This is a genomic window from Variovorax sp. GW821-FHT09B05 (assembly GCF_059418265.1).
In genome coordinates, this window is the sequence record NZ_JBWKPN010000001.1 from 866,016 (window position 1) to 893,013 (window position 26,998).

The 26,998-nt window shown below is 69.3% G+C and carries 25 protein-coding genes and 1 pseudogene; 11 read left to right on the forward strand and 15 right to left on the reverse strand.

Annotation, left to right across the window (positions count from 1 at the left end):
- Both AC07RM_RS03685 and AC07RM_RS03690 read left to right on the forward strand, forming a co-directional pair.
- On the forward strand, nucleotides 1-4,293 hold the full coding sequence (locus AC07RM_RS03685; RefSeq protein ID WP_495333079.1) for an RHS repeat-associated core domain-containing protein: 4,293 nt from the start codon (nucleotides 1-3) through the stop codon (nucleotides 4,291-4,293).
- 1 nt (nucleotide 4,294) lies between these two features.
- Complete coding sequence (locus tag AC07RM_RS03690; RefSeq protein WP_398495691.1) at nucleotides 4,295-4,696, forward strand: Imm8 family immunity protein; 402 nt, start codon at nucleotides 4,295-4,297, stop codon at nucleotides 4,694-4,696.
- Here AC07RM_RS03690 and AC07RM_RS03695 read toward each other — a convergent pair.
- Together AC07RM_RS03695 and AC07RM_RS03700 are read right to left on the reverse strand one after the other, a co-directional pair.
- Nucleotides 4,697-5,682 (reverse strand): annotated as a pseudogene (locus tag AC07RM_RS03695) (Bug family tripartite tricarboxylate transporter substrate binding protein).
- Between the two features lie 2 nt (nucleotides 5,683-5,684).
- Nucleotides 5,685-6,518, reverse strand: a complete 834-nt coding sequence (locus AC07RM_RS03700) for a hypothetical protein (RefSeq protein WP_495333082.1) — start codon at nucleotides 6,516-6,518, stop codon at nucleotides 5,685-5,687.
- A 115-nt stretch (nucleotides 6,519-6,633) separates the two neighbouring features.
- Between AC07RM_RS03700 and AC07RM_RS03705 the strand changes: the two genes are divergently transcribed.
- Nucleotides 6,634-7,542 carry a LysR family transcriptional regulator gene (locus tag AC07RM_RS03705; protein ID WP_495333084.1) on the forward strand — a complete coding sequence of 303 codons (909 nt, stop codon included), beginning with the start codon at nucleotides 6,634-6,636 and terminating at the stop codon, nucleotides 7,540-7,542.
- Between the two features lie 34 nt (nucleotides 7,543-7,576).
- Here the strand turns inward: AC07RM_RS03705 and AC07RM_RS03710 are convergent, their stop codons facing one another.
- The 4 genes from AC07RM_RS03710 to AC07RM_RS03725 all read right to left on the reverse strand — a co-directional run bounded on the left by AC07RM_RS03710 (nucleotide 7,577) and on the right by AC07RM_RS03725 (nucleotide 11,448).
- Complete coding sequence (locus AC07RM_RS03710; protein WP_495333086.1) at nucleotides 7,577-9,274, reverse strand: tannase/feruloyl esterase family alpha/beta hydrolase; 1,698 nt, start codon at nucleotides 9,272-9,274, stop codon at nucleotides 7,577-7,579.
- A gap of 212 nt (nucleotides 9,275-9,486) precedes the next feature.
- On the reverse strand, nucleotides 9,487-9,903 hold the full coding sequence (locus AC07RM_RS03715; RefSeq protein ID WP_495333088.1) for a YybH family protein: 417 nt from the start codon (nucleotides 9,901-9,903) through the stop codon (nucleotides 9,487-9,489).
- 11 nt (nucleotides 9,904-9,914) lie between these two features.
- On the reverse strand, nucleotides 9,915-10,334 hold the full coding sequence (locus tag AC07RM_RS03720; protein WP_296726713.1) for a RidA family protein: 420 nt from the start codon (nucleotides 10,332-10,334) through the stop codon (nucleotides 9,915-9,917).
- Nucleotides 10,335-10,401: 67 nt separating this feature from the next.
- Entirely contained in the window at nucleotides 10,402-11,448 is a 1,047-nt protein-coding gene (locus AC07RM_RS03725) for a 4-hydroxyphenylpyruvate dioxygenase family protein (RefSeq protein WP_495333090.1), read from the reverse strand.
- 226 nt (nucleotides 11,449-11,674) lie between these two features.
- Here AC07RM_RS03725 and AC07RM_RS03730 point away from each other — a divergent pair, with 226 nt between their 5' ends.
- From AC07RM_RS03730 to AC07RM_RS03750, 5 genes are all read left to right on the forward strand, one after another.
- Entirely contained in the window at nucleotides 11,675-12,151 is a 477-nt protein-coding gene (locus AC07RM_RS03730; protein ID WP_296786126.1) for an Lrp/AsnC family transcriptional regulator, read from the forward strand.
- 99 nt (nucleotides 12,152-12,250) lie between these two features.
- On the forward strand, nucleotides 12,251-13,237 hold the full coding sequence (locus tag AC07RM_RS03735; protein ID WP_495333092.1) for a Bug family tripartite tricarboxylate transporter substrate binding protein: 987 nt from the start codon (nucleotides 12,251-12,253) through the stop codon (nucleotides 13,235-13,237).
- An 18-nt stretch (nucleotides 13,238-13,255) separates the two neighbouring features.
- The gene (locus AC07RM_RS03740; protein WP_495333094.1) at nucleotides 13,256-13,660 is read left to right on the forward strand and encodes a RidA family protein; all 405 of its coding nucleotides are present in this window, start codon (nucleotides 13,256-13,258) and stop codon (nucleotides 13,658-13,660) included.
- 80 nt (nucleotides 13,661-13,740) lie between these two features.
- Nucleotides 13,741-14,415, forward strand: a complete 675-nt coding sequence (locus AC07RM_RS03745; RefSeq protein WP_495333096.1) for a Crp/Fnr family transcriptional regulator — start codon at nucleotides 13,741-13,743, stop codon at nucleotides 14,413-14,415.
- 165 nt (nucleotides 14,416-14,580) lie between these two features.
- Complete coding sequence (locus AC07RM_RS03750; RefSeq protein ID WP_495333098.1) at nucleotides 14,581-15,273, forward strand: Crp/Fnr family transcriptional regulator; 693 nt, start codon at nucleotides 14,581-14,583, stop codon at nucleotides 15,271-15,273.
- Here AC07RM_RS03750 and AC07RM_RS03755 read toward each other — a convergent pair.
- From AC07RM_RS03755 to AC07RM_RS03775, 5 genes are read right to left on the reverse strand one after another with little or no spacing between them, the layout of a single operon-like run.
- The gene (locus AC07RM_RS03755; protein ID WP_495333100.1) at nucleotides 15,270-16,655 is read right to left on the reverse strand and encodes an amidase; all 1,386 of its coding nucleotides are present in this window, start codon (nucleotides 16,653-16,655) and stop codon (nucleotides 15,270-15,272) included. The two genes, AC07RM_RS03750 and AC07RM_RS03755, sit on opposite strands and share 4 nt — an antisense overlap.
- Nucleotides 16,633-17,391 carry an ABC transporter ATP-binding protein gene (locus AC07RM_RS03760; protein WP_495333102.1) on the reverse strand — a complete coding sequence of 253 codons (759 nt, stop codon included), beginning with the start codon at nucleotides 17,389-17,391 and terminating at the stop codon, nucleotides 16,633-16,635. The genes AC07RM_RS03755 and AC07RM_RS03760 overlap by 23 nt, the downstream gene beginning before the upstream one ends.
- Nucleotides 17,388-19,190 carry a branched-chain amino acid ABC transporter ATP-binding protein/permease gene (locus tag AC07RM_RS03765; RefSeq protein WP_495333104.1) on the reverse strand — a complete coding sequence of 601 codons (1,803 nt, stop codon included), beginning with the start codon at nucleotides 19,188-19,190 and terminating at the stop codon, nucleotides 17,388-17,390. Before AC07RM_RS03765 ends, AC07RM_RS03760 begins: the two co-directional genes overlap by 4 nt.
- Complete coding sequence (locus AC07RM_RS03770) at nucleotides 19,180-20,208, reverse strand: branched-chain amino acid ABC transporter permease (RefSeq protein WP_495333106.1); 1,029 nt, start codon at nucleotides 20,206-20,208, stop codon at nucleotides 19,180-19,182. The genes AC07RM_RS03765 and AC07RM_RS03770 overlap by 11 nt, the downstream gene beginning before the upstream one ends.
- 14 nt (nucleotides 20,209-20,222) lie before the next feature.
- Entirely contained in the window at nucleotides 20,223-21,320 is a 1,098-nt protein-coding gene (locus tag AC07RM_RS03775; protein WP_495333108.1) for an ABC transporter substrate-binding protein, read from the reverse strand.
- Between AC07RM_RS03775 and AC07RM_RS03780 the strand changes: the two genes are divergently transcribed.
- The 3 genes from AC07RM_RS03780 to AC07RM_RS03790 are packed head-to-tail and all read left to right on the forward strand — an operon-like array spanning nucleotide 21,304 to nucleotide 23,395.
- Nucleotides 21,304-21,618, forward strand: coding sequence for a hypothetical protein (locus AC07RM_RS03780; RefSeq protein WP_495333110.1), 315 nt, complete (start codon nucleotides 21,304-21,306; stop codon nucleotides 21,616-21,618). The two genes, AC07RM_RS03775 and AC07RM_RS03780, sit on opposite strands and share 17 nt — an antisense overlap.
- A gap of 43 nt (nucleotides 21,619-21,661) precedes the next feature.
- Nucleotides 21,662-22,153, forward strand: a complete 492-nt coding sequence (locus AC07RM_RS03785; protein ID WP_495333112.1) for a flavin reductase family protein — start codon at nucleotides 21,662-21,664, stop codon at nucleotides 22,151-22,153.
- Between the two features lie 36 nt (nucleotides 22,154-22,189).
- Entirely contained in the window at nucleotides 22,190-23,395 is a 1,206-nt protein-coding gene (locus tag AC07RM_RS03790; protein WP_495333114.1) for an acyl-CoA dehydrogenase family protein, read from the forward strand.
- 2 nt (nucleotides 23,396-23,397) lie between these two features.
- On the opposite strand, the gene AC07RM_RS03795 is transcribed toward AC07RM_RS03790, so the two are convergent.
- The 4 genes from AC07RM_RS03795 to AC07RM_RS03810 form a co-directional block, all read right to left on the reverse strand.
- Nucleotides 23,398-24,192, reverse strand: coding sequence for an ABC transporter ATP-binding protein (locus AC07RM_RS03795; RefSeq protein ID WP_490875457.1), 795 nt, complete (start codon nucleotides 24,190-24,192; stop codon nucleotides 23,398-23,400).
- The gene (locus AC07RM_RS03800; protein WP_495333116.1) at nucleotides 24,186-25,106 is read right to left on the reverse strand and encodes an ABC transporter permease; all 921 of its coding nucleotides are present in this window, start codon (nucleotides 25,104-25,106) and stop codon (nucleotides 24,186-24,188) included. Before AC07RM_RS03800 ends, AC07RM_RS03795 begins: the two co-directional genes overlap by 7 nt.
- An 18-nt stretch (nucleotides 25,107-25,124) precedes the next feature.
- Nucleotides 25,125-26,096 carry an ABC transporter substrate-binding protein gene (locus AC07RM_RS03805; protein WP_495333118.1) on the reverse strand — a complete coding sequence of 324 codons (972 nt, stop codon included), beginning with the start codon at nucleotides 26,094-26,096 and terminating at the stop codon, nucleotides 25,125-25,127.
- 212 nt (nucleotides 26,097-26,308) lie between these two features.
- Nucleotides 26,309-26,995 carry a Crp/Fnr family transcriptional regulator gene (locus tag AC07RM_RS03810; protein WP_296786174.1) on the reverse strand — a complete coding sequence of 229 codons (687 nt, stop codon included), beginning with the start codon at nucleotides 26,993-26,995 and terminating at the stop codon, nucleotides 26,309-26,311.
- Nucleotides 26,996-26,998 lie beyond the last annotated feature (3 nt).

The window sequence follows — 26,998 nt, forward strand, 5'->3', positions numbered from 1 at the left end:
GTGTTCTTCGCGGCCAAGCATTTCGACCCGCAGCTGGGCATCGATGCCCACACCTACCTGGCACCGCCCGGCGTGTGGCCCACGGTGCACATCGGCATCGTGATGGACCCGTTCGACTACCTGCCGACCATCGAGGTGTCGCCCGACAACCCGATCGTCAAGGGACTGGGCGCGCTCGGCACGGCGACCGAGGCCGCCAAGAACGCCATCGGCGAAGGCACGGCGTCGCCGCGGATACCGGCGCCGCCCGGCGCGCCGCCGGCCGATGGCGCGATGCCAGAGAGCATCCCGCTGCCGCTCGGCGCCACCGTCGAGGTGGCCGGCGTGCGGCGCGCCAATGCCGGCACGGGCGGCGTGGACTTCCACATCCTGGTCGGCGCGCCGATGCCGATCATCAAGGGGCCGGGCGGCCCGCAGTTCGACGACGAGCTGTTCATGGGCAGCCGCACCGTGCTGGCCGATGGCGATCCGTTCTCGCGCATCACCATGCCGGTGCTCAGCTGCAACATCGTCGGCCTGGTGCCGCCGTTTCGCCCGCGCAAGCTGGCCAAGCCAGTGCGCCTGAGCCTGATGCTGCCGACCACCTTCAACGTGGCGATCCCGCCGCAGGTGTTCGTCGGCGGACCGCCCACCATCTCCTGGGGCGCGATGATCCAGCGCGGCCTGTTCAAGGCGCTGGGCCGCGCCTACACGCGCATCGCGCGGCGCGCACTCAAGGACATGCCGCCCGGCTTCCTCAAGTGCCAGGTGCTGCGCGCCGAACCGGTCGACATCCGCGACGGCAGCGTCTCGGTGGCGCACGAGGACTTCCACGTTCCCGGGCGCCTGCCGCTCACGTGGAGCCGCATCTACGCATCGCGCGACCACGACTTCGCCGGCCACTGCGGCCTGGGCTGGCAAACGCCGGCGGACGTGCGCCTGGTGGCCGAGGACGACGGCATCCTGAGCCTGCGGGGACCGGAGGAGTTCGCGCTGTTCACCGAACTGCCGCGCACCGAGGCCCAGCAGGTGCTCGACGTGGTGGACGGCGCCCGGCTCACGCGCCAGGGCGACGCGCTGGTGGTGCGCCTCAAGAGCGGCCTGCGCTACCGCTTCGAGGAGGCGCTCTCGCCCGAGGGAGCGCTGCGCGCGCCGTCCCCCTTCGTGACGCGCATGGAGGATGCCTGCGGCAACCACTGGGACTTCGTGCGGCAGCGCGGCGAGCTGGCGCGCATCGTCGAGAGCGGCGTGAACGGGCTGCCCGGACGCAGCATCGAGGTGCAATCCCGGCAGGGACGCATCGAAGCCATGGCACTGCGCGATCCCGCCACGCAGCAGGACCATCCGCTGGTGCGCTACCGCCATGCCGACGGTGACCTGCTCGCGGCCATCGATGCGCTGGGCGCCGCGTACGAGTTCGCCTACCTGCGGCATCGCATGGCGCGCCACACCGACCGCACGGGCCTGTCGTTCCACTACGCCTACGACGACCGCTGGCGCGTGGTGCACGCCTGGGGCGACGGCGGGCTGCACGACTACCGCTTCGCCTATGACGAAGCGCTGGGCCGGACCGAGGTCAGCAACTCGCTGGGGCACCTGACGGTGGTGCGCTTCGACGAGTCCGGCCTGCCGCTGGCGGAGATCGATCCGCACGACGGCGTGACCACCTTCGCCTACGACGATGCCGGCCGCACCGTGGCCGTGACGGCACCGGGCGGGTTGCGCACCGGCTTCGTCTACGACGCGCGCGGCAACCTGCTGGCCGTGCAGCGCCCCGACGGCAGCAGCGTCGGCTGCGACTACGACACGGAAGACCGGCTGTGCGCGATCGTCGATCCGCTGGGCCACCGCTGGCAGCTCGAAAGCGACGCGCGCGGCCTGCCGACGCGGCAGACCGATCCGCTGGGCGCGGCCGCCCGCTTCGAGCACGACGCGCACGGGCAGCTGGTGCGCCACGTCAACGCGCGCGGCGCGGCCACGCAGTTGCACTACGACCGGCACGGGCAGCTGGAAGCGCTGGTCGATCCGCTCGGGCGTGTCGACCGCTTCACGCACGACGCGCTGGGGCGCCTGCTCGGCCGCACCAACGCCCTGGGCGAGACGACGCGCTACCACTGCGACCGGAAGGGCCGGCTGGTGCGCATCGACCATCCCGATGGCGCGCAGATCCTGTGCGGCTACGACGCCGAGGACCGGCTGGTGCGGCACGTGGACGCAGCGCGCGCCGAGACGCGGCTGGCCTACGTGGGCCTCGGCGAGATCGGCCGGCGCATCCAGCCCGACGGCCAGGTCCTGCAATACCACTACGACACCGAGGAGCAGCTCGTCGGCGTGACGAACCAGCGCGGCGAGCGCCTCGTGCTGCGGCGCGATGCCCTGGGCCGCATCGTGGAGGAGACCGATTTCTGGGGCCAGTCGCGGCACTACGCCTACGACGAGGCCGGCCACCTGAAGCAGATGACGGACCCGCTGGGCCAGCACGTCGCCTTCGCCTGCGACAAGCTCGGCCGCATCACGCGCAAGACGGCGGCCGATCCGCTGCGGCCCGCACACCAGCAGGACGAGCTGCTGGTCTACGACCGGCGCGGACAGCTGGTGGAAATGCGCAACGGCGCGGCCCACGTGAAGCGCCGCTTCGACGCGGCCGGCCGCGTGCTCGAGGAATGGCAGAACGGGTTTCGCGTCGCCTCGCAGTACGACGCGGTGGGCAACCGCACGCTGCGCGAGACCTCGGCCGGCCATCGCGTGCGGATGGAGTTCGATGCCTGCGACCAGCTCGCGAGCCTGGGCATCGACGACGAGGCGCCGATCGGCATCGAGCGCGATGCCCTCGGCCGGATCGTGCGGGAACAGCTGAGCGCGAGCGTCGTGCGCCACGCCCGCTACGACGCGAACCACCAGCTCACGGCCCAGGCCGTGCTGCGGGACGCCTCGCCGCTGTTCAGCACCCGCTACGACTACGACCGCAAGGGCCAGCTGGTGCATCGGCACGACAGCCTCCATGGCAGCGACCAGTACGGCTACGACCTCATGGGACGCGTCCTGCAGCACATCGATCCCGAAGGCAAGGTCACGCGGCTGCTGCACGATCCGGCGGGCGACCGCCTTCGCACCACCATCGAGCAGACGCGGATGCAGAAGGTGGCCGGCGGCGACGAAGACGCGCCGGTGCACTGGACGCGCGAAGGCCGCTGCGACGGCGTGCACTACGTGTTCGACCGCGCGGGCGATCTGGTGCGCAGAGGACCCGCGGCGCACGGCGTGCCCGGCACGAGCGACGAACTCGAATTGACCTGGGACGCCCACCACCGCTTGATCGAGAGCCGGCGCGGCACGGTGCGCACGCGCTACGGCTACGACGCCGTGGGCCGGCGTGTCTTCAAGCGCGGTGCCGCCCATACCACCTGGTTCTTCTGGGACGGCGATGCGCTGCTGGGCGAGGTGCGCCAGGCCCACGACGAACAGGTCGCGCCCGCGTCGCTCAACCCCGCGGCGCTCGCGCAGCGCCGCGCGATACGCGGCCGCCAGCAGCCGGTGGTGGCCTGGGAACGCGCGCGCGAGTACGTTTACTACCCGCAGACCTGCATTCCGCTGGCGCTGGTCGACCCGCCGCCGGATGCGTCGTCGCCGGGCACGAAACGTGTCGCCCACTTCCATGTCGAGCCGAACGGAATGCCCTCGCGGCTGACCGACGGCGCCGGCGAGATCCTCTGGTCCGCGACCTCCACCGCCTGGGGCAGCGCGCTCGCCTCGCGCGCCGCCGCGATCGACAACCCCCTGCGCCTGCAGGGGCAGTACTTCGACGAGGAATCGGGCCTGCACTACAACCGGAACCGCTACTTCGATCCGCACATCGGCGCCTTCGTGAGCCAGGACCCGATCGGCCTCGACGGTGGCGAGAACCCCTACGGCTTCGCGCCGAATGCGCTGGGCTGGATCGATCCCCTGGGGCTGCGCTGCAAGACGAAGCGGCAGCGCACGCGGCTGCGCCGCATCCTGGGCCTGTCGAACAAGCCCGGCAACACACAGATCACCGCGCGCCTGACGCAGGCCGAGGCGCGGGAACTGGCCGAGGAGTTCGTCGGCCCCGGCTTCACGCAGGAACTCACGGACAAGGGCGGATGGATGCTGAGGTCCGAGGATGGGCTGCGCACGGTGCGCGGGCCCAGCAAGAAGCCGACGGACGCGGGGCGCAACGTCCACCCGGTGTCCGGCCAACCCTTCTCCATGACCGGCACGCAGATGAACTTCCAGCAGCGTGCCGTGCCCAAGGGCCCTTACGATTCCAACGTTCACGTGGATGTGGAGCCCTGAAATGACAATCCGTCTCGAAATCGTCGACCTGCGTTCCCTCGATGTCGACAGGCTGAGCGCATGGCGTCCGGAGGCCCCCGAGGATGTCTACCTCACCCTCGAGCTCGAGATCGGCGAGACGGGCGTGTCCGGCGCGCACGTGTTCCAGCTGCTCGCGGCAACGCCCGAGGGCGTGAGAGCCCACCACGACGGCCGGGCGCTGCAGGCCTACACCTCGATGCGCCGGCGCGCCAAGGGCTTCGACATCGATGCGCTGCTGATCGTCGATCCCTACGACTGGGACACGCTGCGCGAGGCGCTGCGCCAGCGCGTGGCGGCCTGCGAACGGTCCACCTGGGCCGAGTCGCTCGACTGCCTGCGCACCCGGTTCTTCTGGGAGTACGAGGGCGTCGAGCGACGGTAGCTAGTCGATCGCGATCTTCGCGCGCGCCACCACTTCCTTCCAGCGCTCCAGCCCCTGCCGGATCGCCTGCGTGACCGCCTCGGGCTCGCTCGATCTCACCGCATAGCCCAGGCGCGCCAGCCGCGCGGCCAGGTCGGCATCGAGGGCCTTGCGCGTGGCGGCGCGGATCGTCGCGAGCACGGAGGTCGGCACGCCGGCCGGCGCCAGCAGGCAGTACCAGACCTCGTAGTCGACCGAGGGCCCGCCGATCTCCTTCAGCGTGGGCACCTCGGGCAGCTGCGTGCTGCGCTGCGCGCCGAACACCGCGATGCCGCGCAGCCGCCCGGCCGCGATCTGGCTCGCGACCGAGGGCGAAGTGGCATAGACCATGTCGATCTGCCCGCCCATCGCATCGTTGACTGCCGGCGCCGTGCCCTTGTAGGCACGTGCAGCGATTGCAGCGGCGAGATGGTCGAGAGGTACTCGCCCACCAGATGCGGCGAGGTGCCCGCGCCCGGCGTGCCGTAGCTCAGCGAGCGCTTTTTCGACAGCGCGACCAGCTCCTCGAAGTTCTTCGCGGGGAAGTCGGGCCGCACGGCCATCACCACCTGCGTGCTGCCGACCATGCTCACCGGCGCGAAGTCCTTGAGCGGGTCGAAGCGCGTGTTGCGGTTCACGCTCGGATTGGTCGCGAGGTAGTCGTTGGCGAACAGCAGCGTGTAGCCATCCGCCGGCGCGCGCGCGACGAAATCGGTGCCCATGTTGCCGCCGCTGCCCGGGCGGTTGTCCACGACGACCGCGCGTCCGAGCAGCTGGCCGAGCCGCTCCGCGAACGGCCGGGCGATGGTGTCGAAGCCGCCGCCCGGCGGAAACGGGACCACCATCGAGATCGGGCGCGAGGGAAATTCCTCCACGGCCCAGGCGCGCGGCAGCGGCGACGCGACCAGGGCCGCGCCGAGTCCCAGCATGATGCGACGGCGCCGGCCGTCGGACTGAGGGTCGTGCATGGTCACAGCCTCGGCAGCTCGATCTGCAACAGCTCGCTCGCGGCATCGGCCGTCATCGCGCTGGCCGCCTCCCCGCTGTAGAGCGAGGACCGTGCTTCCCAATCGCGCCGGGCGTCGCCCGCGTGGCCCTTGCCGGCCAGCACGAACACGATGCTGTTCGGCGGCACCTCGATGCCCCGGCCCGCCTCGAGCGCGATCAGCGACAGCACGGTCCGCGCCTCGGAGAAGCTGCCCAGGTGCTTGCGCGCCACGCCGGGCCGCTGCGCATCGTCCAGCCATTGCGCGGCGGACGGGCGAATGAAGATCGGCTTGTCGTAGCGGCTCTCGGGGTAGCGCAGTTCGCGGCCGTTCATGTGCTCCCAGACGGCTTCGTAGGCATCCTGGTTGCGCGTGCCGCCCTCGGGCTTGTCGACCTTGTAGACGCCGGCCTCGAAGCGCCCGTTCTTCTTGAGTTCGACAATGCCGCGCTGGAACGCCGCCTCCGACAGGTAGCCGCTGCGGCTCGCGCCGCCGAACTGCAGCACAAGGGTGAGCGACTCACCCGAGATGCTCTGCGGGCCGTAGAACACGCCCTCGGGAAAGTAGCCGATCATGCCCGGCTTCATGACGCCGTCGCGCGCGAAGTCGGCGTCGCCCTCGAGCTGCACGCGCACCTGGTCGAAGTTGTGGCGATGGCGCGGCGAGTCGAAGTCGTTGAAGGTGTTCGAGAGCTGGAGGAAGAAGTTGCCCGCGCTGCCATCGCGGCCGGACAGCAGTGGGTGGTAGCGGAACTTGCCGCCGCGGGCATGGGTGCGCTCGATCATCGTGAGATCGCGCAGGTTCAGAATCTGCTGCATGGAAGGATGCGTCTCCTTGTTGGAATGGCCCGCATGCTGACGCAGTCCCCGCCACAAGCCCAGCGACATTAATTCACGGCAGCGTTGCCATTGCGGCAACGCTGCCCCGCGCACCATGAAACCCCGACGCCCCCTGCTCGATCACCTGAACCTCGCCACCCTGAAGCTCGTCGCGGCGATCGAGCACGAAGGCAGCCTGTCGCGCGCGGCCGCCACCCTGCACATCGTGCCCTCGGCCGCGAGCCGCCGCATCACGCAACTCGAGAACGCCATGGGCGTCGAGCTGCTGCACCGCACCGCGCGCGGCGCCGGCCTGACCGCGGCGGGCCTGTCGATCGCGCGCTATGCGCGCGCGATGATGGAGGACGTCGACACCCTCGATGCCGAGCTGCAGAACCTGCAGGCCGGCGTGTCGAGCCGCATCCAGCTGGTCGCCTCGATCTCGGCCATCGTGCAGCACCTGCCGCAGGACCTCGCGCTGTTCCTGCAGCAGCACCCGGGCATCAAGATCGAGCTGGCCGAACACACGAGCGCGGAGATCGTCGAGCTGCTGCTGCAACGCAAGGCCGACGTCGGCGTGTTCGTCGCCGAGGGCGACATCCCCGGCCTCAAGCTGCAGCCCTACCGCACCGAGCGGCTGGTCGTGATCCTGCCCGTGCACCACCGGCTCGCGAAGCGCAAGCGCCTGCGCTTCGAGCAACTGCTGAAGGAGGAGTGGGTGGAGCTGCCACCGGGCACCGCGCTCGCGAGCCGCGTGGCCAGGGAGGCGCTCGCACACGGCGTGCGGCTGCGCACGCGCATCCAGGTCAAGGGCATGGATTCGGCCAGCCGCATGGTGCAGTGCGGCCTCGGCATCGGGCTGCTGCCCCAGGCCAGCCTCGAGCAGCAGGCGAAGTTTCCGAACCTGGCCTTCGTGCCGCTCGACGAGCCCTGGGCGCACCGGGTCAGCTACCTGGCGGTGCCCGCGCTGGCCGAGCCCCCACCGGCGAGCCGGCTGCTGTTGCAGGCGTTGATGGGGCTCTGAACGGCCCGGCGCCGCGTCGCCATGGCGCAGGCCATCACGGCGTGCAGGTGAAGCTCGCCGCCGAATTGACGTCGCCGCTGCCGTTGTAGCGCGGATACCTCGGGGATTCGCAGACCGGCATCGTCCGGGCCGTGGCGCCGACCCGGAAGTTGTAGGTCAGCTGCTCGGGCGCCTTGCCGCCCTCCACCCAGTCGATGATGGCGGCGAGCCAGTCGACCTCGTTCAGGTTGCCGCCCGCGCCGTGGCTCGAGGCGGGCACGATGAACAGGCGCGCGTTGCCGCGCGGGTCGGCCAGGCCGAGCGCCCTGGCCGTGCTGGACATGGTCGCGAAGTTGCGCATGTGATCGTTGGCCGACAGCAGCGGATCCCCCGCGTCGTGCCAGGACAGCAGCTTGCGGCCCGACGCCACGTAGGCCGCGATGGCGTTCCGGTCGTGGTCGGCGCCCGCGCGCTGGAGGCCGCTGCTGAAGACGTAGTAGTCGCGGTTGAGGTCGAAGCTCGCGAGGTTGGGCGCCGGCGCCGTGCCCGGCGGAGGCGCGCCGAACCACAGCGGGTCGTTCGTGGCCAGGAACGCGAAGCCGCCGCCCAGGCCGCCATAGCTCGTGACGCCCAGCGCCGGCACGCCGGGAATGGCGGACACGGGGGCGAAGTTGGTCCAGTTGTACTTGCTGTAGGCCGTGGCGCCACCGGCCAGCGTCAGGTTGCCGAGCAGGCCCGCGAGCGTGGGCACCTGCGCGGCCGACAGGCACAGCGCGGGATCGGCATTCGCGCCCGGCTGGCCGCATTGCAGCGACGCCGCGGGCAGGGCGCATGCGCCGGGGTTGGCGAGGTAGCCGTCGGCCGCGCCGTCGCCGGCATCGCAGGCCGTCACGGCGGCCGCGTAGGCGGCGGCGTACTGGGCCGGGCTGATCTCGGCCGGCGTGGCCGCCTTCGCGGCCGTGTTCATCAGGCCGGTGACCGCGCCGCCCATGTCCATGGTCTCGCAGCCCGCGACGATGCCGTCGAACTCGTCGGGCCAGCGCTGCGCGGCGATGTAGGCGTTGCGGCCCCCGTTGGAGCAGCCGTTGAAATAGCTGTGGCTCGGCGTCTTGCCGAAGAAGGCCTTCGCGACCGCCTTGCCGAAGCGCAGCGTGGTGCCGCCCGCGGCGTAGGCATAGTCGGCCGCCGACTGGCGCGCGTCGTCGGTCCCGCCGATCCACACGCCCGGCGCGGCCTGCGCGGGAACATTCGCCCGGTTGCCCCCGTTGGAGGCCGCGTACACCGCGCCCTTGAGAGCGAGCACGGGGCTGACCGCGGTCACCGCGCCGCCCGGATCGGTCGTCACCACCGAGGCGATGCGGCCGTCGAAGCCACCGCCGCCCTGCTGCCAGTAGCGTCCGGTCCAGTTGTCGGGCACGTCGATCTCGATGTCCAGGAAGGGTGCACGCGTGCCCAGCACCTGGCAGAAGCCCGCGGTGTAGAGCGGCGCCTTGGCCTCGAAACGCACCGTGCCCGTGACCGTCACGCCTTCGATGACCTGGCCCTTGAGCGCGTTGCAGCTGCTCTTGAGCTGTTCGACGCTGGGGCCCGCCGGTGGCGGCGCGGGCGGCGCCGGCGCGGGTGCGGGCGCCGGAATCGGAAGGAAGCCGCCGCCTCCGCCGCCACCCCCTCCACAGCCTTGCAAAGCCAGGCCAGCGGCCAGCAGAAGGCCCGTCGACAGCAGGGCACGGGGCAGACACTTTTCGTCGCGCATGGTTTTCTCCAGTGTTTGAGGGGTGCGCCGGACAACCGACGGGGCTCGTTCGACGAGGTCGTCATCGAACGAACGATCGGTTTTTTCTACCGACCGACCGGACGGTCGGCTCAGAAGCAGCGCGAGACTAACGCAGCCGCGCGAGCGCAGGCAAGCGGCACGGCGTCGGGACTAACCCCTAAGTTCGCTGGCCGCGCGGCTTCGCGGCTTTCTCACGCCGTCGGCGCGTCCTGCACGGCGGGACCGTTGTCATTGTCCATGTCGACCACCGCCTTCCAGTGCCCGTCGATGCGCTTCCAGACCACGACGTACTTTCCCTCGAAGCTGACAGGAAGGCCCTCCTTCTTCATCGCGATCCGATAGCGGCCGATGTCGTAGGCCATGTCGCCCGCATCGCAGAGATGGAGGGTGGGCACATAGCTCGCGACGAAGTCCTCGCGCTGCAGGTAGCCGGCCCAGACCTCCCTCAGGGCCTGCTTGCCCGAGAAGGCCGGCTTTCCGGGCGGCATGTAGGTCGCGTCGTCCGCGTAGATGTCGAGGATGGCCTCGAGGTCGCGCTCGCGGATCGATTGCATCCAGTGCTGGTAGCGCGCCAGGATGGCGGCGATGGCGGTGTTCTCCTGCGGCATGAGCGCGTCCTCTAGCGTGGCCGGGCGGCCGCGACCGCCTTGATCTCGATCAGCAGGTTGGGCCGCGCCAGCGACGCCACGCCCAGGATGGTCCAGGCCGGGAAGTCGCGCACGATGTAGCGCTCCTTGATCTCGCGGAACGCCGTCAGCTGCTCGTCGATGCGCACGTGATAGGACACCAGCTCGACCAGGTCCTCGAAGCCCAGCCCTTCATGCGCGAGGATCGCGCCGAGGCGCTTGAAGGCCAGTTCGATCTGTTCCTCGGCGCGCTCCGGCACGCTGCCGTCGGCATGGATGCCGACCTGGCCGGCGATGAAGACCAGCCCGCCGGCTTTCACGGCCGGCGCGTACTGGAACAGGTCGAAGACCTTGTTGCTGCCGAAGGTCGGATCGTTGTCTGGAAGACGCAAGCGCTGGATGTGGCTGGACATGGTGGGAGGGTGATGAAAGGTGGATTGAAGAAGATGGCGCGGCGAGCCACGCCGGGAATTCTTGCGTTCAGCGCGCTTCGACCTCGATGGTGCCGCGCTGGACCTGGTCGGTTTCCTGGCTCTCGAACAGCGCCTTGAAGTTTCCTTCGCCGAAACCGTCTTCCCCGCGGCGCTCGATGATCTCGAAGAACACCGGGCCGATCTGGCGGCGCGTGAAGCGCTGCAGCAGGATGCGGTCGCCGCCCTTGCCGTCGACCAGGATGCCGCGCGCCTTCATGGCCTCGAGGTCCAGCCCATGGCCGGGCACCCGCGCATCGACGCCGCGGTAGTAGACCTCGTGCGGTGCCTCCATGAACTCGACGCTGCCCTGCTGCAGGAAGTCGATGGTCTGCTCGATGTCCGAGGACAGCAGCGCGATGTGCTGGATGCCCTCGCCGTTGTAGTCGCGGATGAACTCGTCGTTCTGGTTCAGGGTGCCGGGCTGGTCGTGCGCGGCGGCGGCGATGGGAATGGAGACCTTGCCGCAAGGGCTGACCATCGAGCGCGCCCGCATGCCGGTCTTCTTGCCCTTGACGTCCAGGTACTGCTTCTGCGTGAACGCGAAGGTGTTCTTGTAGAAGTCCGCCCACAGGTCGAGATGCTCGGGCCGCACGATGTTGGAGGTGTGGTCGATGGCGACGATCGAGGCATCGTGCGCCGGAATGCCCGGCGTCGCGGCACAGGGACTGGAGAACTCGCCATACACATCGCGATCGACGAAGTACACCAGGCTGTCGCCGATGCCCACGATGGCGGGACTCTCGACGACATGGGTTCCGAAGGCCTCCGGGCTGGCCTCGCGTGCGCCGCCTTCCAGGGCGCGCGCCACGGCGTTGCGCGCGTTGTCGACGTTGATGCCGATCGCGCGCACCGAGGCACCGTGCACGTCGAGAAAAGGATTCGGCGCCGGGTTGACGATCACGGTCGCCTCGCCCTGCCGCATCAGGACCGCGCCGGTGCGTTCGGATCGGCCCAGGGGCTTGAAGCCGAGCCGCTCGAAGAGGGGAACGAGATCCTCGGTCCGCAGCGACACGAACTCGACGAATGCGAAGCCTGCGGTGGTTACTTGCGTCATGGCCATGGCTTGAAAAATGGAAGAGGTTGGCAAAGCCACGATTCTGTTTTTCGATGCCCCTGGCCCCGCCTTGATTTCCAAGGCGCGCGCAGGCGCCGGGATTTTTCTTTTCGACTTTGGCGCCCGGCCAGCTTTCATATGAAAGCGATGCGGGCCCGTTGCCGGCCTCACCATCGCTCTCCTTCTTTAAGATGGAAAGCAACGGCAGCCGAAGAGGAGTTTTTTTGTGAGCCAACCCAAGCGAAACTTTCTCGACGCGATCGACCACAAGCTGGTCAAGCTGCTGCTCAAGGATGGCCGGGCGTCGTTCAAGACCCTGGCGGCGGAGGTCGGCCTCACCGCGCCCGCGTGCGCCGAGCGCGTTCGCCGTCTGCGCGAGGAAGGCGTGATCAAGGGCTACCGCGCCGACGTCGACTGGAACCGCCTCGGCTTTCCCATCGACGCGCTGATCCGCATCGGCGCGGCCGCGGAACACGGCAAGGGCCTGATCAAGGCCTTTCGCGACACGCCCAACGTGATCGAAGTGCTGCGCGTCACCGGCTCCGACAGCTACGTGGTCCACATCCTGGCCCGGTCCAGCGAGGAACTCGAAACGGTGATCGACAAGATCGGAAGCTTCGGCACCGTCAACACCTCGCTCGTGCTCTCCGCGCCGCTGCCGGCCGCCGAGCGACTGGCCGATGTGCTCGGTTGGGTCGATTAGGGCCTGTTAACAAGTAGACAGTCAGCCGCGGCCGAACTGCCGACACTGCCCGCCAAGCGCTCTCCGCGACGGAGAGCCATCAAGACAAGGGCGATACCGATGCAGTTCCGTGTTCGATGCCTGTGGCCGCTGGCGGCCCTCGCGCTGGGGATTTCCTGTGCCTCGACCACCCTGGCGGCGGGTGCCGAGGTGCTGGCGCCGGGTGCGATCACGATGGTCGTTCCCTACACCCCGGGCGGCACCACCGACCTCCTGGCCCGCCGGGTGGCGCAGGGCATGTCCGAGCGCTTGAAGCGTCCGGTCGTGGTGGAGAACCGACCCGGCGCGGGCACGGCGATCGCGGCCAGTACCGTGGCCCGCGCACCGGCGGACGGCCGAACGCTGCTGGTCGCGAGCAACGCCACGCTGGCCATCAACCAGCACCTGGGCATCAAGCTGGGCTATGCCCCCGAGGACTCGTTCGACTGCGTGTCGCTGCTGGCCACGGTCCCGAATGTCGTCGTCACCCGTCCCGATGCGCGCTGGCGCAGCCTGGCGGACGTGGTCGCGTCGTCGAAGGCGGGCCAGCCCGCCAGCTACGGTTCGATGGGCACCGGGACCTCGACCCACATCGCGATGGAAGTGCTCGCGCAGACCACGGGCGCGCCCTTGACCCATGTGCCCTACAAGGGCAGCGCGCCCGCGCTGGTCGACCTGATGGGCGGACATGTCGACGTGGTGGTCGACACGCTGGTGGCCACCCTGCCGCATCTGCGCGAAGGAAAGTTGCGCGCGCTCGCCGTGCTCAGCGCGCGCCGCGCCGACAGCGCGCCCGAGATTCCGACCGCGAAGGAGTCATCGGGACGCGACATCGACATCTACTCATGGTTCGGCCTCGTGGTCCCCAAGGGCACGCCCCCCGCCGTGATCGCGGCGCTGCATGACGCGGCGGCGGCGGCGGCCAACGCACCCGCGCTCCGGAAGGACCTGGGCCCGCTGGGCGTCGACCTCGTCGGATCGAGCCCGCGCGCCTTCGGCGATTTCGTGAAAGGCCAGCAGCGCATGTACAGCGAGATCATTTCCACCCACAAGCTGCAGTTGAACTGAGCCCCTGGAGCCCCTTCGATGTCCGATCCGATCCACTACCTGAATCCCCCCTTGCTGGCACGCCCGAACGGGTTCTCGCACCTCACGGAAGCGACCGTGGACCGCATGGTCTTCATCTCCGGGCAGGTCGCCTACGACCCGTCCGGCGCCATCGTCGGCGCAGGCGATCTCGCCGCGCAGACGCGGCAGGTCTTCCTCAACCTGGGCCATGCGCTCGCGGCCGCGAACGCGGGCTTCGACAGCGTGGTCAAGCTCAACTTCTTCGTGCGCGACATCAGCGAAGCCGCCGTCGCGACGATCCGGCAGGTGCGCAAGGAGTTCCTGGTCGAGACGGCGCTGCCCGCCAGCACCATGGTCGGCGTCGCGGGCCTCGCCAAGGAAGCGCTGCTGCTCGAGGTCGAGGCCTATGCCTTGAAGGGCTGAAGCGCGCCGGTTCGCGCCCGCCCGGCCCCGCTATGCTGGCGGGCAGAGGCATCGGTCCTCTGCCTATCCCAAGGGGTGCGATGGAAAGCTCGAGCGACATCGGCTGGACCCGCGCGCTCGCCGGCCTGGACGACAACGAAGTGCGGCGCATCGAGCGTTGTCTCGGCGAGCGCGAGGTGCCCGCGCGCACGCCCATCTTTCACCAGGGCGATCCCGCCGGCGAGTTGTTCATCGTCCGCAGCGGCCGCGTGCGCCTGATCCGGCGCATGGAGAGCGGCGAGGAATTCACCAGCGGCGTCTGGTCCGAGGGCTACCTGATCGGCCTCATCAGCGCGTTCCTCGGCGAACCCCGCTTCCTGGCCGCCGAGAGCCTGGAGCAGACATCGTTGCGGGTGCTTCGCAGCACCGAATTGCATGCCTGCATGCAGGCCGTTCCCCGCTTCGCGCTCAACATCGCCCATCTGCTGGCCTTGCTCGCGAGCGACAGCATCCGGCGCGCGGCACCACTGGCGCTCGAATCGGTGGAGGCCAAGCTCGGACGCGTGCTGGTGAAGCTGGCCGAGGCCGATCCTTCAGGCACGACCCATGTGGTGCGGGGCATCACGCAGGACGAGCTGGGCAGCATGGTGGGCGCGAGCCGACCCTGGGTGAATCGCGCGCTCGCCGCCTTCGAGCGGCGGGGCCTGCTGCGGCGCGACAGGCAGCAGATCCTGCTCCTCGACATCGCGGCCTGCCGCCGGCTGTGGACGGACTGAGCACGCGTGTTCACAGGCACTCAGGGAAACCGGCGTTTCTCTGGAACGGATATTGCACTACACACGCTCTGTCAGAGTCATTCGCGACAAGGTTCGCGCAACGCCGGTCCCGCATGGTGCGGCAACCCGCCCAGGGTGCGACGGACCGGCATGAAAAGGTGCCCCATGGAAGCCCGCAACGAAACCGCCACCGAAACCTGGCACATGGACGCGCAGGCCGCCAGCGTCTTCATGGCCGCCGAACACCTGGGCCGCCGGCGGCTGCTTGCCAAGGGCACGGCCATCTATCGCCAGGGTGACGAGGGCTCGAGCTTCTACTTCGTCGTCAGGGGCCGGGTGCAGGTGGAGATCTTCCAGCAGCATGGCGCGGAATTCATCCTCGAGCTGATGGGACCGGGCTCGCTGATGGGCGAAGGCTCGGCGGTCGCGGGCCTGCGGCGCATGTCCAGCGCCACCACCCTCGAGCCCTGCGAACTGATCGAGTTCGACTACCCCGAGGTGAAGCGGGTCCTGGGCCGGCACCCCGAGTTCGCCGCCGCGCTGATGGAGGTGATCGCGGTCAAGCAATGGGTGCTGGGGATGCGCATCCAGTGCCTGGCCACGCCCAAGCCGGACCTGCGCGTGGTGGAACTGCTCGGTCGCCTCGCGAACCTGTACGGCGTCGAGGAGGCCGACGGCGTTCGCATCCGCACCCCGCTGACGCACGAGCTGGTGGCGGCCCTCACCGGCACGAGCCGGGTGACCGTCACCCGCACGATCATGAAGCTCAAGGCCGAAGGCGTGATCCGCAACGAAGGACGCCACTTCTGGGTGCTCGATCCGCTGCTCGCGCTGCGCGAGCAGCGCCGCGCCGCCTAGGTCTCTCCCGCGAGCCGAATCGGGCCGCGCCGCTCGAGCCAGGCCGCGATCGCCAGCACGTGGTCGTCGAAGCCCTTGGCCGCGACGAACTGCACCCCCATCGGCAGCGCGGCCCCGCGCGGCCACACCGGATACGACAGCGCCGGCATCTGGCTCAGGTTGAACGCCGGCGTGAACGGGTTCCAGGACATCCAGTCGCTGGACGGCGATCCCTCCGGCACATTGCGCCCGGCCTCGAAGGGAAGGATCGGCAGGGTGGGCAGCATCACCACGTCGACCGTGTCGAACGCGGCATGGATCTCGGCGGCGAGCAGATCGCGCTGCTGCTGCATGGCGACCAGCTCGTCCAGACCGACCGCCTCCACCGACCGGACGAAACGCACGAGTTCGGGATCGAGCTGGTCTTGCAGCGCTTCGGGAACGGCGCGCACGGCCGCGCGGCATCCCAGCGTGTAGAAGAACGCCCCCACCTGCGAGGCACGCCGGACGTCGAAGTCCACGGTCCGGATTTCGAAGCCGTCCTCACTGAGCAGCGCGAGCGTTTCCTGCATGCCCTGCCGCACGACCGGATCGCACGCGCGCTCCCATCGCTCCGGCGCGAGCAGTCCGATCCGCAGCTTGCGCGCGGGCGTGAGCTGGTCGAACGACAGCGCTCTCAATCCGATCGACGACCAGTCGCCGGCATGAGGCCCGCCGACGACCCGCATCACCTCGGCCAGTTCACCGACGCTGGCGGCGATCGGTCCCGTGTGCGTGACGTTGAAGAACGCGCTCGGCAGCGGCACCTGCGGAATGCGGCCGAAACTCGGCTTGAGCGCGACCGTTCCCGTGAAGGCCGCGGGTATGCGCACCGAACCGCCCGCATCGCTGCCCAGCGAGACACGCACGACGCCCGCCGAAACGGCCGCGGCGCAACCGCCGCTGCTGCCGCCGGGCGTGAGCCTGGCATCCCATGGATTGCGGGTCAGGCCGTAGCCGGGGCTGTCGGTCACGCCTTTCCAGTTGAATTCCGGCGCACGCGTCTTGCCGAGAAGCACCACGCCGGCATCGAGCAGCCGGTCGACGAACACCGCGCTGTGCGGCACGGGTTCGGCGGAAGTCACGCGCGAACCGCGGCGCGTGGGCCAGCCCTGGACCGCCGCGAACTCCTTGACCGTGAAGGGCATGCCGTCGAGCGCTCCGATCGGTGCCCCGCTTTTCCAGCGGCGCGCCGACGCCTCAGCCGCGGACAAGGCACGCTGAGGGTCGAGCCATGCAAAGGCATTGAGCTCGCCCTGGACCTGCTGCGCGTGCCGCAGCGCCGATTCGGCCACCTCGACCGGGGACCATGCGCCGCTGCGGTAGCCCGCGCGCAGCGTCTCAAACGATCGACGATGCAGCATCCGCCGCCTCCCTTCCTGCCTTGCCCGCGCCGAGGTAGATCTCGGCGAGTTGCGGATCGTTGGCCAGCTCGCTGCCCGATCCCTGCTTCACGACCTTCCCGATCTCGATCAGGTAGGCCCGGTCGGCCGCTCGCAGCGCGAGCCGCGCGTTCTGCTCCACCAGGACCACCGTGAGTCCCTCCTGGCGCTTGTGCTCGACGATCACGTCCATGATCTGCTGCACCACCAGCGGCGCCAGCCCGATCGAGGGCTCGTCGAGCAGCAGCACCTTGGGGCGCGCGATCAACGCGCGGCCGATCGCCACCATCTGCTGCTGTCCGCCCGAGAGCGTTCCGGCCAGCTGCGCCTTGCGCTCCTCGAGGATCGGAAAGAGCCGGTAGATGCGCCTGAGCTCGTCCTGGAAGCGCAGGGCGCGCCGGTTCGCATAGGTCCCGAGCTCCAGGTTGTCCTGCACGGTCATGGAGTTGAAGAGCGAGCGCTTCTCGGGCACGAGGTACATGGCGCGGCGCACGCGCTCTTCCACCGGTGCGCGCCCCAGCGGCACACCGGCCAGCGAGATCTCTCCGGCCTCGGCCGTCAAGGCACCCATGACCGCCTTCAGCAGGGTGCTCTTGCCGGCGCCGTTGGCACCGATCAGGGAGACGAGATCGCCTTCCTTCACTTCGAAGGACACGCCGCTGACGGCACGGACCCGGCCATAGGAGACCGAGAGTTTCTCCACCTTGAGCATGCTCATGCGTCGGTCCCCAGGTAGGCATCGATCACCTCGGGATTGCGCTGTACCTGCGCGGGCGTTCCCTGCGCGAGCAGCTTGCCGAAGTTCAGCACGAACAGGTAATCGGCGCAGCCCATCACCAGTTCCATGTCGTGCTCGACGATCAGCACCGTCATCCCGTCCTCGTCGCGCAGGGACTGCAGCAGCCTGGCAAGGCGCTCCTTCTCGGGCGCGCGCAGTCCCGCCGCCGGCTCGTCGAGCAGCAGCAGCGCGGGCCGCGCCATGAGCGCGCGCGCCACCTCGACCATGCGCTGGCTGCCCAGCGGCAGCTCGGACACCTTGACGCCGGCCAGCTCGAGCAGGCCCACGCGGCGCAGCGCGGCCAGCGCCTCGTCCATCAGCCGGGCTTCCTCGGCACGGTCGCGGCCGAAGGCCGACGAGAGCAGCCCCGCGCGGCCGTTGACGTAGCCGCCGATCAGCACGTTGCGCAGCACGTCGAGGTCCTGCACCAGCTGCACGTGCTGGAAGGTGCGCGCGATGCCCTGGCGCACGACCTCCTGGCTGGTCGACGGCAAGGGCTTGCCGTTGAAGCTCACGCTGCCGCTGGTGGCGGCATACACCTGCGTCAGGACGTTGAAGAGCGTGGACTTGCCCGCCCCGTTGGGACCGATCAGTCCGGTGATGGCCGCGCCGGGAATGGCGACGCTCACATCGGCGAGTGCCGTCAGTCCCCCGAACTTCTTGGTCACGTTGTGCGCGACCAGCGACACGGGGGCCTGCATGCGCGAGGCAGGCACAGGGACGGCCACGGACCTGGCATCGTCGCGGGCTCCCGCCCCTCCCTCCCCGAGCCGGGCCCAGGACAGCAGTCCATGCGGCCACTTGAGCAGCATCACGATCAGCATGACACCGAACACCATGGTCTCGACCTGGCCGGGCAGGTTCAGGACATTCGCGATCAGCTTCTGGGCCGACAGTTCGATGACGGTGAAGAAGATGGCGCCGAGGATCGCGCCCATGGGACCCGCCACGCCGCCCAGCACGGCCATGATGAGCAGGTTGATGGAAGCGCCCAACGAGAAGGTCGACGGGCTCAGGAACTGCATGTAGCACGCATACAGCGCGCCCGCGAGGCCGCCCAGCGCCGCGGAGAGCACGAAGATGCGGGTCCGGGTGGCCGGCACGTCGACGCCGAACGCGCTGACCATGACGCCGTTGCTCTTGAGCGCCCGTGCCACGCGGCCGACGCGCCCGCGGTAGATGCGCCGGTAGCCGACGAGCAGCAAGGCCACGACGACCCAGATGAGCGTGGCGGTCGAACGCGTGTCGAAGACCCAGCCGAACACCGACAGCGGCTTGACGCCGGTGAGCCCCGAGGCGCCGCCGGTCAGCTCGATGGCGGCCACGAAGCACACGGAGATCGCCATGCCGTAGGCCAGCGTCGCCAGCGGCAGGTAGTGCCCCTTGAGCTGCAAGGTCAGCCTGGCGAGCACATAGCCGACCGCCGCGCACAGCGCCGTGGCGCAGGGGATCGCCAGCAGCACCGGCACGCCCCAGCGCGCGGTCAGCAACGCGCTGCCGTAGGCGCCCAGTCCGAGGAAGGCGGCGTGCCCGAGCGAGATCTGGCCCGTGGCCATGAGGAAGCCCAGCCCCATGACGACGATCGCGTTCACCCCCACCACGGCCACCAGGCCCACGTAGTAGGTCGATGCCGTCAGCAGCAGCGATGCGACCAGGACGGCGATGGCCCCCAGCATCAAGCGCTCGCGGTCGAGCGTTCGTGGCGGCGCGAGCCGCGCCGCCGCGTTGTCAGTGTTCATCGAGATCGGCTCCATGGCTGGCGTTGCGCCAGAGAAGAATGGGAAGCACCAGCGCGAACACCCAGGCATCCCGGAACGCGCTGCTGAAGTAGGCGGAGAACGACTCGAAGACCCCGACGACGAACACGCCCAGCAGCGAGAGCGGGTAGGCCACCAGCCCGCCCATCACCGCGCCGACGAAGCCCTTGAGGCCGACCACGAATCCCATCTCGTAATGGGCCGTGACCAGCGGCGCGAGCAGCATGCCGCCCAGCGCGGACATGCCCGCGGCGATGAAGTAGCTCAGCCGGCCGACGGTGCCCACGGGCACGCCGCAATAGAGCGCGCCTTCGCGATGGATCGATGCCGCGCGCAAGGCCTTTCCGTACAGCGACCAGCGGAAGAACGCGAACAGCGCGAGGGTCATCAGCAGCGCCGCGGCCAGGATGAAGATCGATTGCATGGCGAGATCGACGCCGCCCAGGCTCAGGCGCTGCGCGCTGATCGGCTCGACCGTGCGCGAGTCGGTGCCCCACAGCAGCAGGCCCAGCGGATGCAGGATCAGCGTGACCCCGACACTGCAGGTCAGCAGCACGATCGGCGGATTGCCGGGATCGGGCTCCACGGTCAGCTGGTAGATGATCGGCCCCATCGCCGCGACCAGCACGAGTGCGGCGATCATCTGCAGCGGCATGGACTGCGAATGGCTCGCCGCCAGGGTCAGCGCGGCGAGCGCGAGGCCGGCGGCAAGGTACCTGAGCAAGGGTGCCAAGGGGCTGCGCTTGCAGACGATGGCCCGCCGGATGTCGAGGGCCATCGCCACCGCGCCGACGCCGAGCATCAGGTGGACCAACGGCGTCAGCGAGCCCGAGGCGAAACTCGCGAACGACAAGGCACCGAAGGTCAGGTAGTCGCCCTGGGCCACGTTGACCACGCGCGTGGTGGTGTAGACCAGCACGAGCGACAGGGCCACCAGGGCATACACGGCCCCGTTCGTGAGGCCGTCCACGCCGAGGAAGACGGTGATCGAACTGTCCATTCGCTTCGCTCCGATCACTCTTGGATGCGCTGGAACCGGCCGTCCTTCACCTGCACGAGGAACAGCGTGCGCTTGTCCAGCCCCACGTGGTCGGTCGGCGTGAAGTTGAAGATGCCGACGCTGCCTGCGTACTCCCGGGTCTGCTCCAGCTCGTCGCGCAGGTCCTTGCGGGTCTGTTCGAGGCCGCCCTTCTTTCCCGAAGCGACGTAGCGGCGAACGGTATCGACCGCCAGGCCGATGGCGTCGTAGCCCTGCGTCGCGAAGATCTCGGCCTTGCCCGCGCCGTACTTGCCGTCGTAGGCCTTGACGAACTCTCCGATCGAGCGGCTCAGCGGATTCCCCGGCTCCAGTTCCTTGTAGACGGTGATCGGCGTGGCCCCCACGATGGCGCCTTCGACCGCGCTCTTGCCGATGGTGACGAACGCGGTCGTCGGGGCGCCCGCGCCGTGATAGATCGGGCCTCGAAAGCCGACGCGCTTCAGGGCTTCATGCACGAGCGCCGCGGAGGGCGGGATCGCATGGATGTAGACGGCGTCCGGCTTCGACTGCGCGATCTTGAGCGCCTGCGGCGTGAAGTTGGTGTCGCCGCGCGCGAAGCGCTCGGACGCGACGATCCGGACGCCCTTCTTTTCCGCCAGGGCCTTGAGCTCGATCCATCCGCCTTCGCCGTAGGAGTCCTCCAGCCCGAGGAAGGCCACGCTCTTCACGCCCTGGCGGCGCATGTAGTCGAGGGTGTGGTCGATCATGAGGCGATCGGTGACCGGCGTCTTGAAGGTGTAGCGCTTCTCGGCCGGCGGCTCCACCACGCTGGCCGAGGCGGCCATGGAGATGGTGGGCGTCTGGCCCTCCTCGGAGACCTTGGCGACGGCGAGCGAGGACGGCGTGGTGGTGCAGCAGACCACCATCGCTGCGCCGTCTTCCTGGATCAGCTTGCGCACCAGGTTGACGGACTTGGTGGGGTCCGACGCGTCGTCGTACTGGATGAACTCGAGCTTGAAGGGCAGCTTGCGCGCGGCCATCTGCTCGCGATAGAGATCGATCGCCTGGTTGGCCGGTGCCGCGATCGTCGATGCGGCGCCCGTCGCCGCCGTGACGATGCCGATCCTGAGCACGGGAAGCTCCTGGGCATGGACACCCATCGCCGCCGCCAGGGCAAGAACGCCGGCAATCAGCCTCGTGATTTTCATGATGACTCCGCAAGAAAAAGAAGTGGGGGACGCGCGGCAGGATGGTTCGATGACCGCGCCGGAAATTCTGTGGGCGCACCCTCGTTCGTCGCTGTATCGCGCGATACATCGCAGCGTCGAATGCGATGCGAAGTCGCAGCCGATCCGCAACCGTTCTTGGCGAATGAAGATTTCGGCGCTTCGTGTATCGGCGGATACACGCGCGGCCGGAGCGTCTGCCTAGAGTTCTCCCATGTCCCCAGTCCCAGGAGAGAACGATGCTCGACATGGCCGATAGCCGCAGATTCCGCTCGCTGATGAGCCGCTTCGTGACGGGCGTGACCGTCATCGGCGTCGCGCACTCGCAGCAGCCCGGCGAGGTGGTCGCGATGACGGCCAGTTCCGTCACCTCGGTCAGCCTCAGTCCCCTGCTGTTGCTGTTCTGCGTGCGCAACGAGAGCCGGCTGCTGCCGCACCTGCAGGCCACCGGCGGCTTCTCCGTCAATGTGCTGGGCGCGCACCAGGACGACATTTCGCGCTACTACGGCGGGCAGACCGACCGGGGCGCGCGCGGCGCGTGGCTGCGCGACGCCGCGTCCGCACCGGCACTCGCCGGCGCCAACGCGAGCTTCCTGTGCCGCAGCCGGCACCTGCAGGCCTTCGGCGATCACCACGTGGTGATCGGCGAGGTCGTCGACATGGTCTCGGCCGATCCGCCGGCCCCCGCGCTGATCTACGCCTGCGGCAAGTACATGGGCGTGGAGCTCGCCCATTCCTGAATCCCGCCGTTCCCAAGAATCAACGGAGCCAACCCCATGCTGCCAATCGCCACGCCACCCGCCATCCCCTCGACCGACGAACTCGTCGAACGGGCGCACGCCATGATCCCGCATCTTCGAGCCGTCGGACCGGGCCATGACGCGGCCCGGCGCATCTCGGACGACGTGGCCCGGCGCCTGCGCGACGCCGGCTTCTTCCGCATCTGCCAGCCGCTGGAGAACGGCGGCTATGGCATGCGTCCCTCCACGCTGTGGCGCGTGTCGCGGGAGATCGCGCGCGGCGACAGCGCCACCGCCTGGATCCTCTCGCTCGCGGGGCTTCATCCGTGGATGGCCGGCATGTTCCCGCCCGAGGCCCAGGACGAGGTCTTCGCCGGCGGCCAGGACGCCGTCGTGATCGCGCTCACGGGCAACGTCGGGCGTGGCGTGCAGGCGCGGCTGGAGGACGGGCATTACGTGCTCGACGGCAAGTGGACCTATGCCTCGGGCATCGACGTGGCCGATTGGGCCGCGACGCTGGTGGAGGTGCCCAACGCCGAAGGCGGCACGGAACTGCGGCTTCTGCTCGTGCCCCGCGCGAGCTTTCGCATCGACCACGACAGCTGGAACGTCTTCGGCATGAAGGGCACGGGCAGCAAGGACGTCTACCTGAGCGGCGAACGCGTGCCGCCGCACCGCTCGATCCGGTGGTCCGACGTGCAGTGCAACCAGGTGCCCGGCCTGGCGCGCAACAAGGGGCCGATCTACCGGATTCCCCACACCAGCCTGTTCGTGATGTCGGTCGCCGCGGCGGCCACCGCGGTGGCGACCGGCCTGCTCGACATCTATCTCGAGACCGTCCGCCAGCGTACGCCGGTGGGCCTGAACGCGCCCCAGGTCGAGGACCGCTTCTCCCTGGCCGAACTGGGCAAGGCCGGCGCGAAGATCGAGGGGGCCTTCCATCTGCTGCTGCGCAACGTCGACGAGATGTGGGACCAGGCCGTTGCCGGCCAGCCCTTCACCGTGGCCCAGCGCACGCGCTACCGCATGGATGGCGCGCTCATCTGCGACATGGCGATGGAAGGCGCCGACGCCCTGGTCCGCAACCTGGGCGGCGGCCTGATGCCGCTGGGGCCGCTGGAGCGCTACTTCCGCGACCTGCACGCCATGGCCTCGCATTTCCTGATGCAGTCGGCACCCTCGGCCGAGCTTCATGGCCGCGCGCTGCTCGGGATGCCGATGCCGGCCAATGCCCGCATCTAGGGTCAGCCCAGCAGCAGCGCGTCGTCGGCGATGGCTTCGCCGCGGGTGTGCTCGAACAGGCGCAGCAGGTCCGGCACGTCCATGCCCGCGCGCTCGGTGCCGCTGACGTCCAGCACCACGCGTCCTTCGTGAAGCATGACGGTGCGCGTGCCGTAGCTCAGCGCATGGCGCATGCTGTGCGTGACCATCAGGGTGGTCAGCGGGCCGTCTTCCACGATCTTGCGCGTGAGGTCGAGCACGAAGGCGGCGGTCTTCGGGTCCAGCGCGGCGGTGTGCTCGTCGAGCAGCAGCAGGCGCGAGGGCCTGAGCGAGGCCATGAGCAGGCTGACCGCCTGCCGCTGGCCGCCCGAGAGCAGGCCCATGCGGTCCTGCAGCCGGTTCTCGAGCCCCAGGCCCAGGATGCGGAGCCGGTCGCGGAAGCGTTCGCGCAGTTCCCGATCCAGCGCCCACCGGATGCCGCGCCGCTCGCCGCGGCGCCAGGCCAGCGCCAGGTTCTCCTCGATGGTCAAGGCCTCGCAGGTGCCGGCCATCGGATCCTGGAAGACGCGCGACACCAGCGCGCTGCGCTGCCATGCGCCCATGCGCGTGACGTCGATGTCGTCCAGGGCGATGCTGCCGCTGTCGACGAGCAGGTCTCCGCTCAGCGCATTGAGCATCGTGGACTTGCCGGCGCCGTTCGAGCCGATGACGGTCACGAATTCGCCGCGGGGAATCGTCAGGTCGAGCCCGCGCAATGCGCGGTTCTCCATCGGGGTGCCCGCGTTGAAGGTCAGCCGCAGATTCGTGGCCTTCAGCATGAAGCGACCTCCTTGCGCGCTGCCGACGCCTTGCGTTGCCGCCGCAGCCATCGCCTCGATGCCGGCATCATGAGCGCGACCGTCACCAGCAGCGCCGTGACCAGGTTGAGGTCCTGCGCCTGCAGGCCGATGAAGTCGCTGTTGAGTCCCAGCGCGATGAGCAGGCGATAGAGCACGGCGCCGACGACGCAGCCCCAGGTCGCGATCGCCATGCTCCGGCCCGGCAGGATGGTCTCGCCGATGATCACCGCGGCCAGGCCGATCACGATGGTGCCGATCCCCATCGACACGTCCGCGCCGCCTTGGGACTGGGCGAAGAGGCCGCCCGCGAGCGCGACGATGCCGTTGGACAGCGCCAGCGCGACCAGCGACAGGCGATCGGTGGAGATGCCCATCGCGCGTGCCATGCGGGGATTGCCGCCCGTTGCGCGCATCGCCAAGCCCGCCTCGGACGCGAAGTAGCCATCGAGGCCGAACTTGACCAGCAGCGTGATGGCCAGCAGCACCACCGGCGTGATCCACGGTGCGGGCAGCCCACCGAGATGCACCAGGCCGAAGACCGTCGGCGAATCGAGCAGCGGCTGGTTGGGCTTGCCCATCACGCGCAGGTTGATCGAATAGAGCGCGATCATCACGAGGATGCCCGCGAGCAGCTGCATGATCTTGAGCTTCACATGCAGCCAGCCCGTCGTGAGCCCGGCCAGCGCTCCCGCGGCGAAGGCCGCCGCCGTCGCGGCCAGCGGATGCCATCCCGCCACGAGCAGGGTGGCGGCCACGGCGCCGCCGAGCGGAAAGCTTCCGTCCACCGTCAGGTCCGGAAAGTTGATGACCCGGAACGAGATGAACACGCCCAGCGCCACGAGCGCGAAGATCAGGCCCATCTCCAGTGAGCCGAGCAAGGCAATCAGCGTCACGAGCAGCTCTCCCGGCGTTCAGTCCACGACCTTGGTGGCCGCCTTGAGAAAGGCCTCGGGCACCGTCCAGCCCTGGCGCTGCGCGGCCCCCTTGCCGATGTGCGTCTCCAGCGTCGTGCTGAGCTGCGAGGGGATCGAGCCGGGCGCCTCGCCCTTGAGGATGCGCACCACCAGCTTGCCGGTCTGGCGGCCGAGGTCGTAGTAGTTGGTGCCGATGCCGATGGCGGCACCGCGCGTCGCGACGGACGGGTCGGCGGACACGAGTGGAATCCGGCCCTGGTCCGCGACCTTGGCGAGGCTCTCGAAGGCCGAGGTCACGTTGTTGTCGGTCGGTTCGTAGAACACGTCCACCTTGCCGACCAGGCTCTGCGCGGCGCTCGCGACGTCGACCGTGCGCGGCGCGGCCGCCTCCACCACCGTCATGCCCGCGGGTTGCGCCAGCTTCTTGAGTTCGGCGATGGCGGCCACGGAGTTGGCCTCGCCGGGGCTGTAGACCACGCCGATGCGCCTGGCGGCCGGCATGGCCTGGCGCAGCGCGGCCAGGTGCTTGTCGATAGACGGCAGGTCCGACACCCCCGTCACGTTGCCGCCCGTGGCCTGCCAGGACTTCACCAGCTTCGCGGCCACCGGGTCGGTCACCGCGCTGAAGACGATCGGAATCTCGCGCGTCGCCGCGAGCATGGTCTGGGCCGAGGGCGTGGAGACCGCGACGACGACATCGGGCCGGTCGCCGGCGAACTTCCGGGCGATCTGCGCGGCGGTGGCGACATTGCCCTGGGCACTTTGATACTCGAGCCGGAGGTTCTTGCCGACGACATAGCCGGCGTCCTGGAGTTCGTCCGCCACGCCCTTGCGTGCCGCGTCGAGCGCGGGGTGATCGACGATGGCGGTCACGGCGACGCGCACGTCGGCCGCGAGCGCCGTCGTGGCGATGGCGCCTGAAAGAGTGAGGCCGAGCATGGCGGCCCGGACGAGGACGGTCTTGTTCATGGGGTGTCTCCTGGGTTGGCGGCGGGGCATCCGGCGCACGCGCCAGGTCGGCGGTCGCGCTCCGTTTCCGCCTGAAAATTGTCGGTATCGCCGGCGATGGAAAGGCTTGCGTTTCCAAAGCGGGATGGGTGTGCGGAAACTTTCTTCGTGCCCGGCCGGTGCGCCGGCTTTGGTTTCGAAGGCGGCCCATGCCGGACCCGGCCGCGCCGTTGCTAGCGCCTCGCCGCGACCTGCATCAGCCGCTTCATGTCGGGCACGAGCACCCGGTTGTCCTCGACGGCAATGTCGCCCTGCTCGCGCAGGCGCTTGAGCGCGCGCGTCACCGTGACGCGCGTGGTGCCGGTCAATGCCGCGATCTGCTGATGCGTGAGGGAGACGCCGATGGCAGTCGCGCCCTGCTCGGCCAGGCCGTACTGCTCCGCCAGCCGATGCAGGAGCTCGGCGATGCGCGCCTGCGGCTTGAGCGACGCCAGGTAGTTGGCGCGCACGGCGATGATGCGCTGCTTGCGCGATGCGATGCGCAGCAGGGCCACGGCGATCTCGGGATGCGTCGCGAAAGCCGCGGCGGTCTGGTCCGCGCGAAAGGCGATCACCTCGACCTCGTCGAGCGCGAAGGCCGAGGTGAAGCTCGGCTTGCCGTCGAACGCCGCCGCCTCGCCGCAGACGGCCCGATGCCCCATCGTCTCGAGCGTGAACTCGCTGCCGTCCTCGCGCATGGACGAGACCAGCACATGCCCGCGCAGGACGAGATAGAAGCTCGGGTCGACCTCGCCCTGGCTGTAGAGGAAGTCACCCTGGCGGTAGACCCGCCGCCGCCCGAGATGCATCGCCCTCAGCAAGGGCTCGACGACCTCGTCGTCGGGATGCCAGGTCTCGATGCGGCGCGGCTTCCGGGTCACGGG

Coding starts and splice junctions, on each gene's coding strand:
- AC07RM_RS03720 (WP_296726713.1), bottom strand. CDS start 10,334: ATGTCCAGCCACATCCAGCGCTTGCGTCTTCCAGACAACGATCCGACC.
- AC07RM_RS03725 (WP_495333090.1), bottom strand. CDS start 11,448: ATGACGCAAGTAACCACCGCAGGCTTCGCATTCGTCGAGTTCGTGTCG.
- AC07RM_RS03770 (WP_495333106.1), bottom strand. CDS start 20,208: ATGGACAGTTCGATCACCGTCTTCCTCGGCGTGGACGGCCTCACGAAC.
- AC07RM_RS03765 (WP_495333104.1), bottom strand. CDS start 19,190: ATGAACACTGACAACGCGGCGGCGCGGCTCGCGCCGCCACGAACGCTC.
- AC07RM_RS03735 (WP_495333092.1), top strand. CDS start 12,251: ATGCAGTTCCGTGTTCGATGCCTGTGGCCGCTGGCGGCCCTCGCGCTG.
- AC07RM_RS03710 (WP_495333086.1), bottom strand. CDS start 9,274: ATGCGCGACGAAAAGTGTCTGCCCCGTGCCCTGCTGTCGACGGGCCTT.
- AC07RM_RS03700 (WP_495333082.1), bottom strand. CDS start 6,518: ATGCAGCAGATTCTGAACCTGCGCGATCTCACGATGATCGAGCGCACC.
- AC07RM_RS03740 (WP_495333094.1), top strand. CDS start 13,256: ATGTCCGATCCGATCCACTACCTGAATCCCCCCTTGCTGGCACGCCCG.
- AC07RM_RS03705 (WP_495333084.1), top strand. CDS start 6,634: ATGAAACCCCGACGCCCCCTGCTCGATCACCTGAACCTCGCCACCCTG.
- AC07RM_RS03790 (WP_495333114.1), top strand. CDS start 22,190: ATGCTGCCAATCGCCACGCCACCCGCCATCCCCTCGACCGACGAACTC.
- AC07RM_RS03780 (WP_495333110.1), top strand. CDS start 21,304: ATGCCGATCCTGAGCACGGGAAGCTCCTGGGCATGGACACCCATCGCC.
- AC07RM_RS03755 (WP_495333100.1), bottom strand. CDS start 16,655: ATGCTGCATCGTCGATCGTTTGAGACGCTGCGCGCGGGCTACCGCAGC.
- AC07RM_RS03760 (WP_495333102.1), bottom strand. CDS start 17,391: ATGAGCATGCTCAAGGTGGAGAAACTCTCGGTCTCCTATGGCCGGGTC.
- AC07RM_RS03795 (WP_490875457.1), bottom strand. CDS start 24,192: ATGCTGAAGGCCACGAATCTGCGGCTGACCTTCAACGCGGGCACCCCG.
- AC07RM_RS03785 (WP_495333112.1), top strand. CDS start 21,662: ATGGCCGATAGCCGCAGATTCCGCTCGCTGATGAGCCGCTTCGTGACG.
- AC07RM_RS03745 (WP_495333096.1), top strand. CDS start 13,741: ATGGAAAGCTCGAGCGACATCGGCTGGACCCGCGCGCTCGCCGGCCTG.
- AC07RM_RS03805 (WP_495333118.1), bottom strand. CDS start 26,096: ATGAACAAGACCGTCCTCGTCCGGGCCGCCATGCTCGGCCTCACTCTT.
- AC07RM_RS03690 (WP_398495691.1), top strand. CDS start 4,295: ATGACAATCCGTCTCGAAATCGTCGACCTGCGTTCCCTCGATGTCGAC.
- AC07RM_RS03715 (WP_495333088.1), bottom strand. CDS start 9,903: ATGCCGCAGGAGAACACCGCCATCGCCGCCATCCTGGCGCGCTACCAG.
- AC07RM_RS03750 (WP_495333098.1), top strand. CDS start 14,581: ATGGAAGCCCGCAACGAAACCGCCACCGAAACCTGGCACATGGACGCG.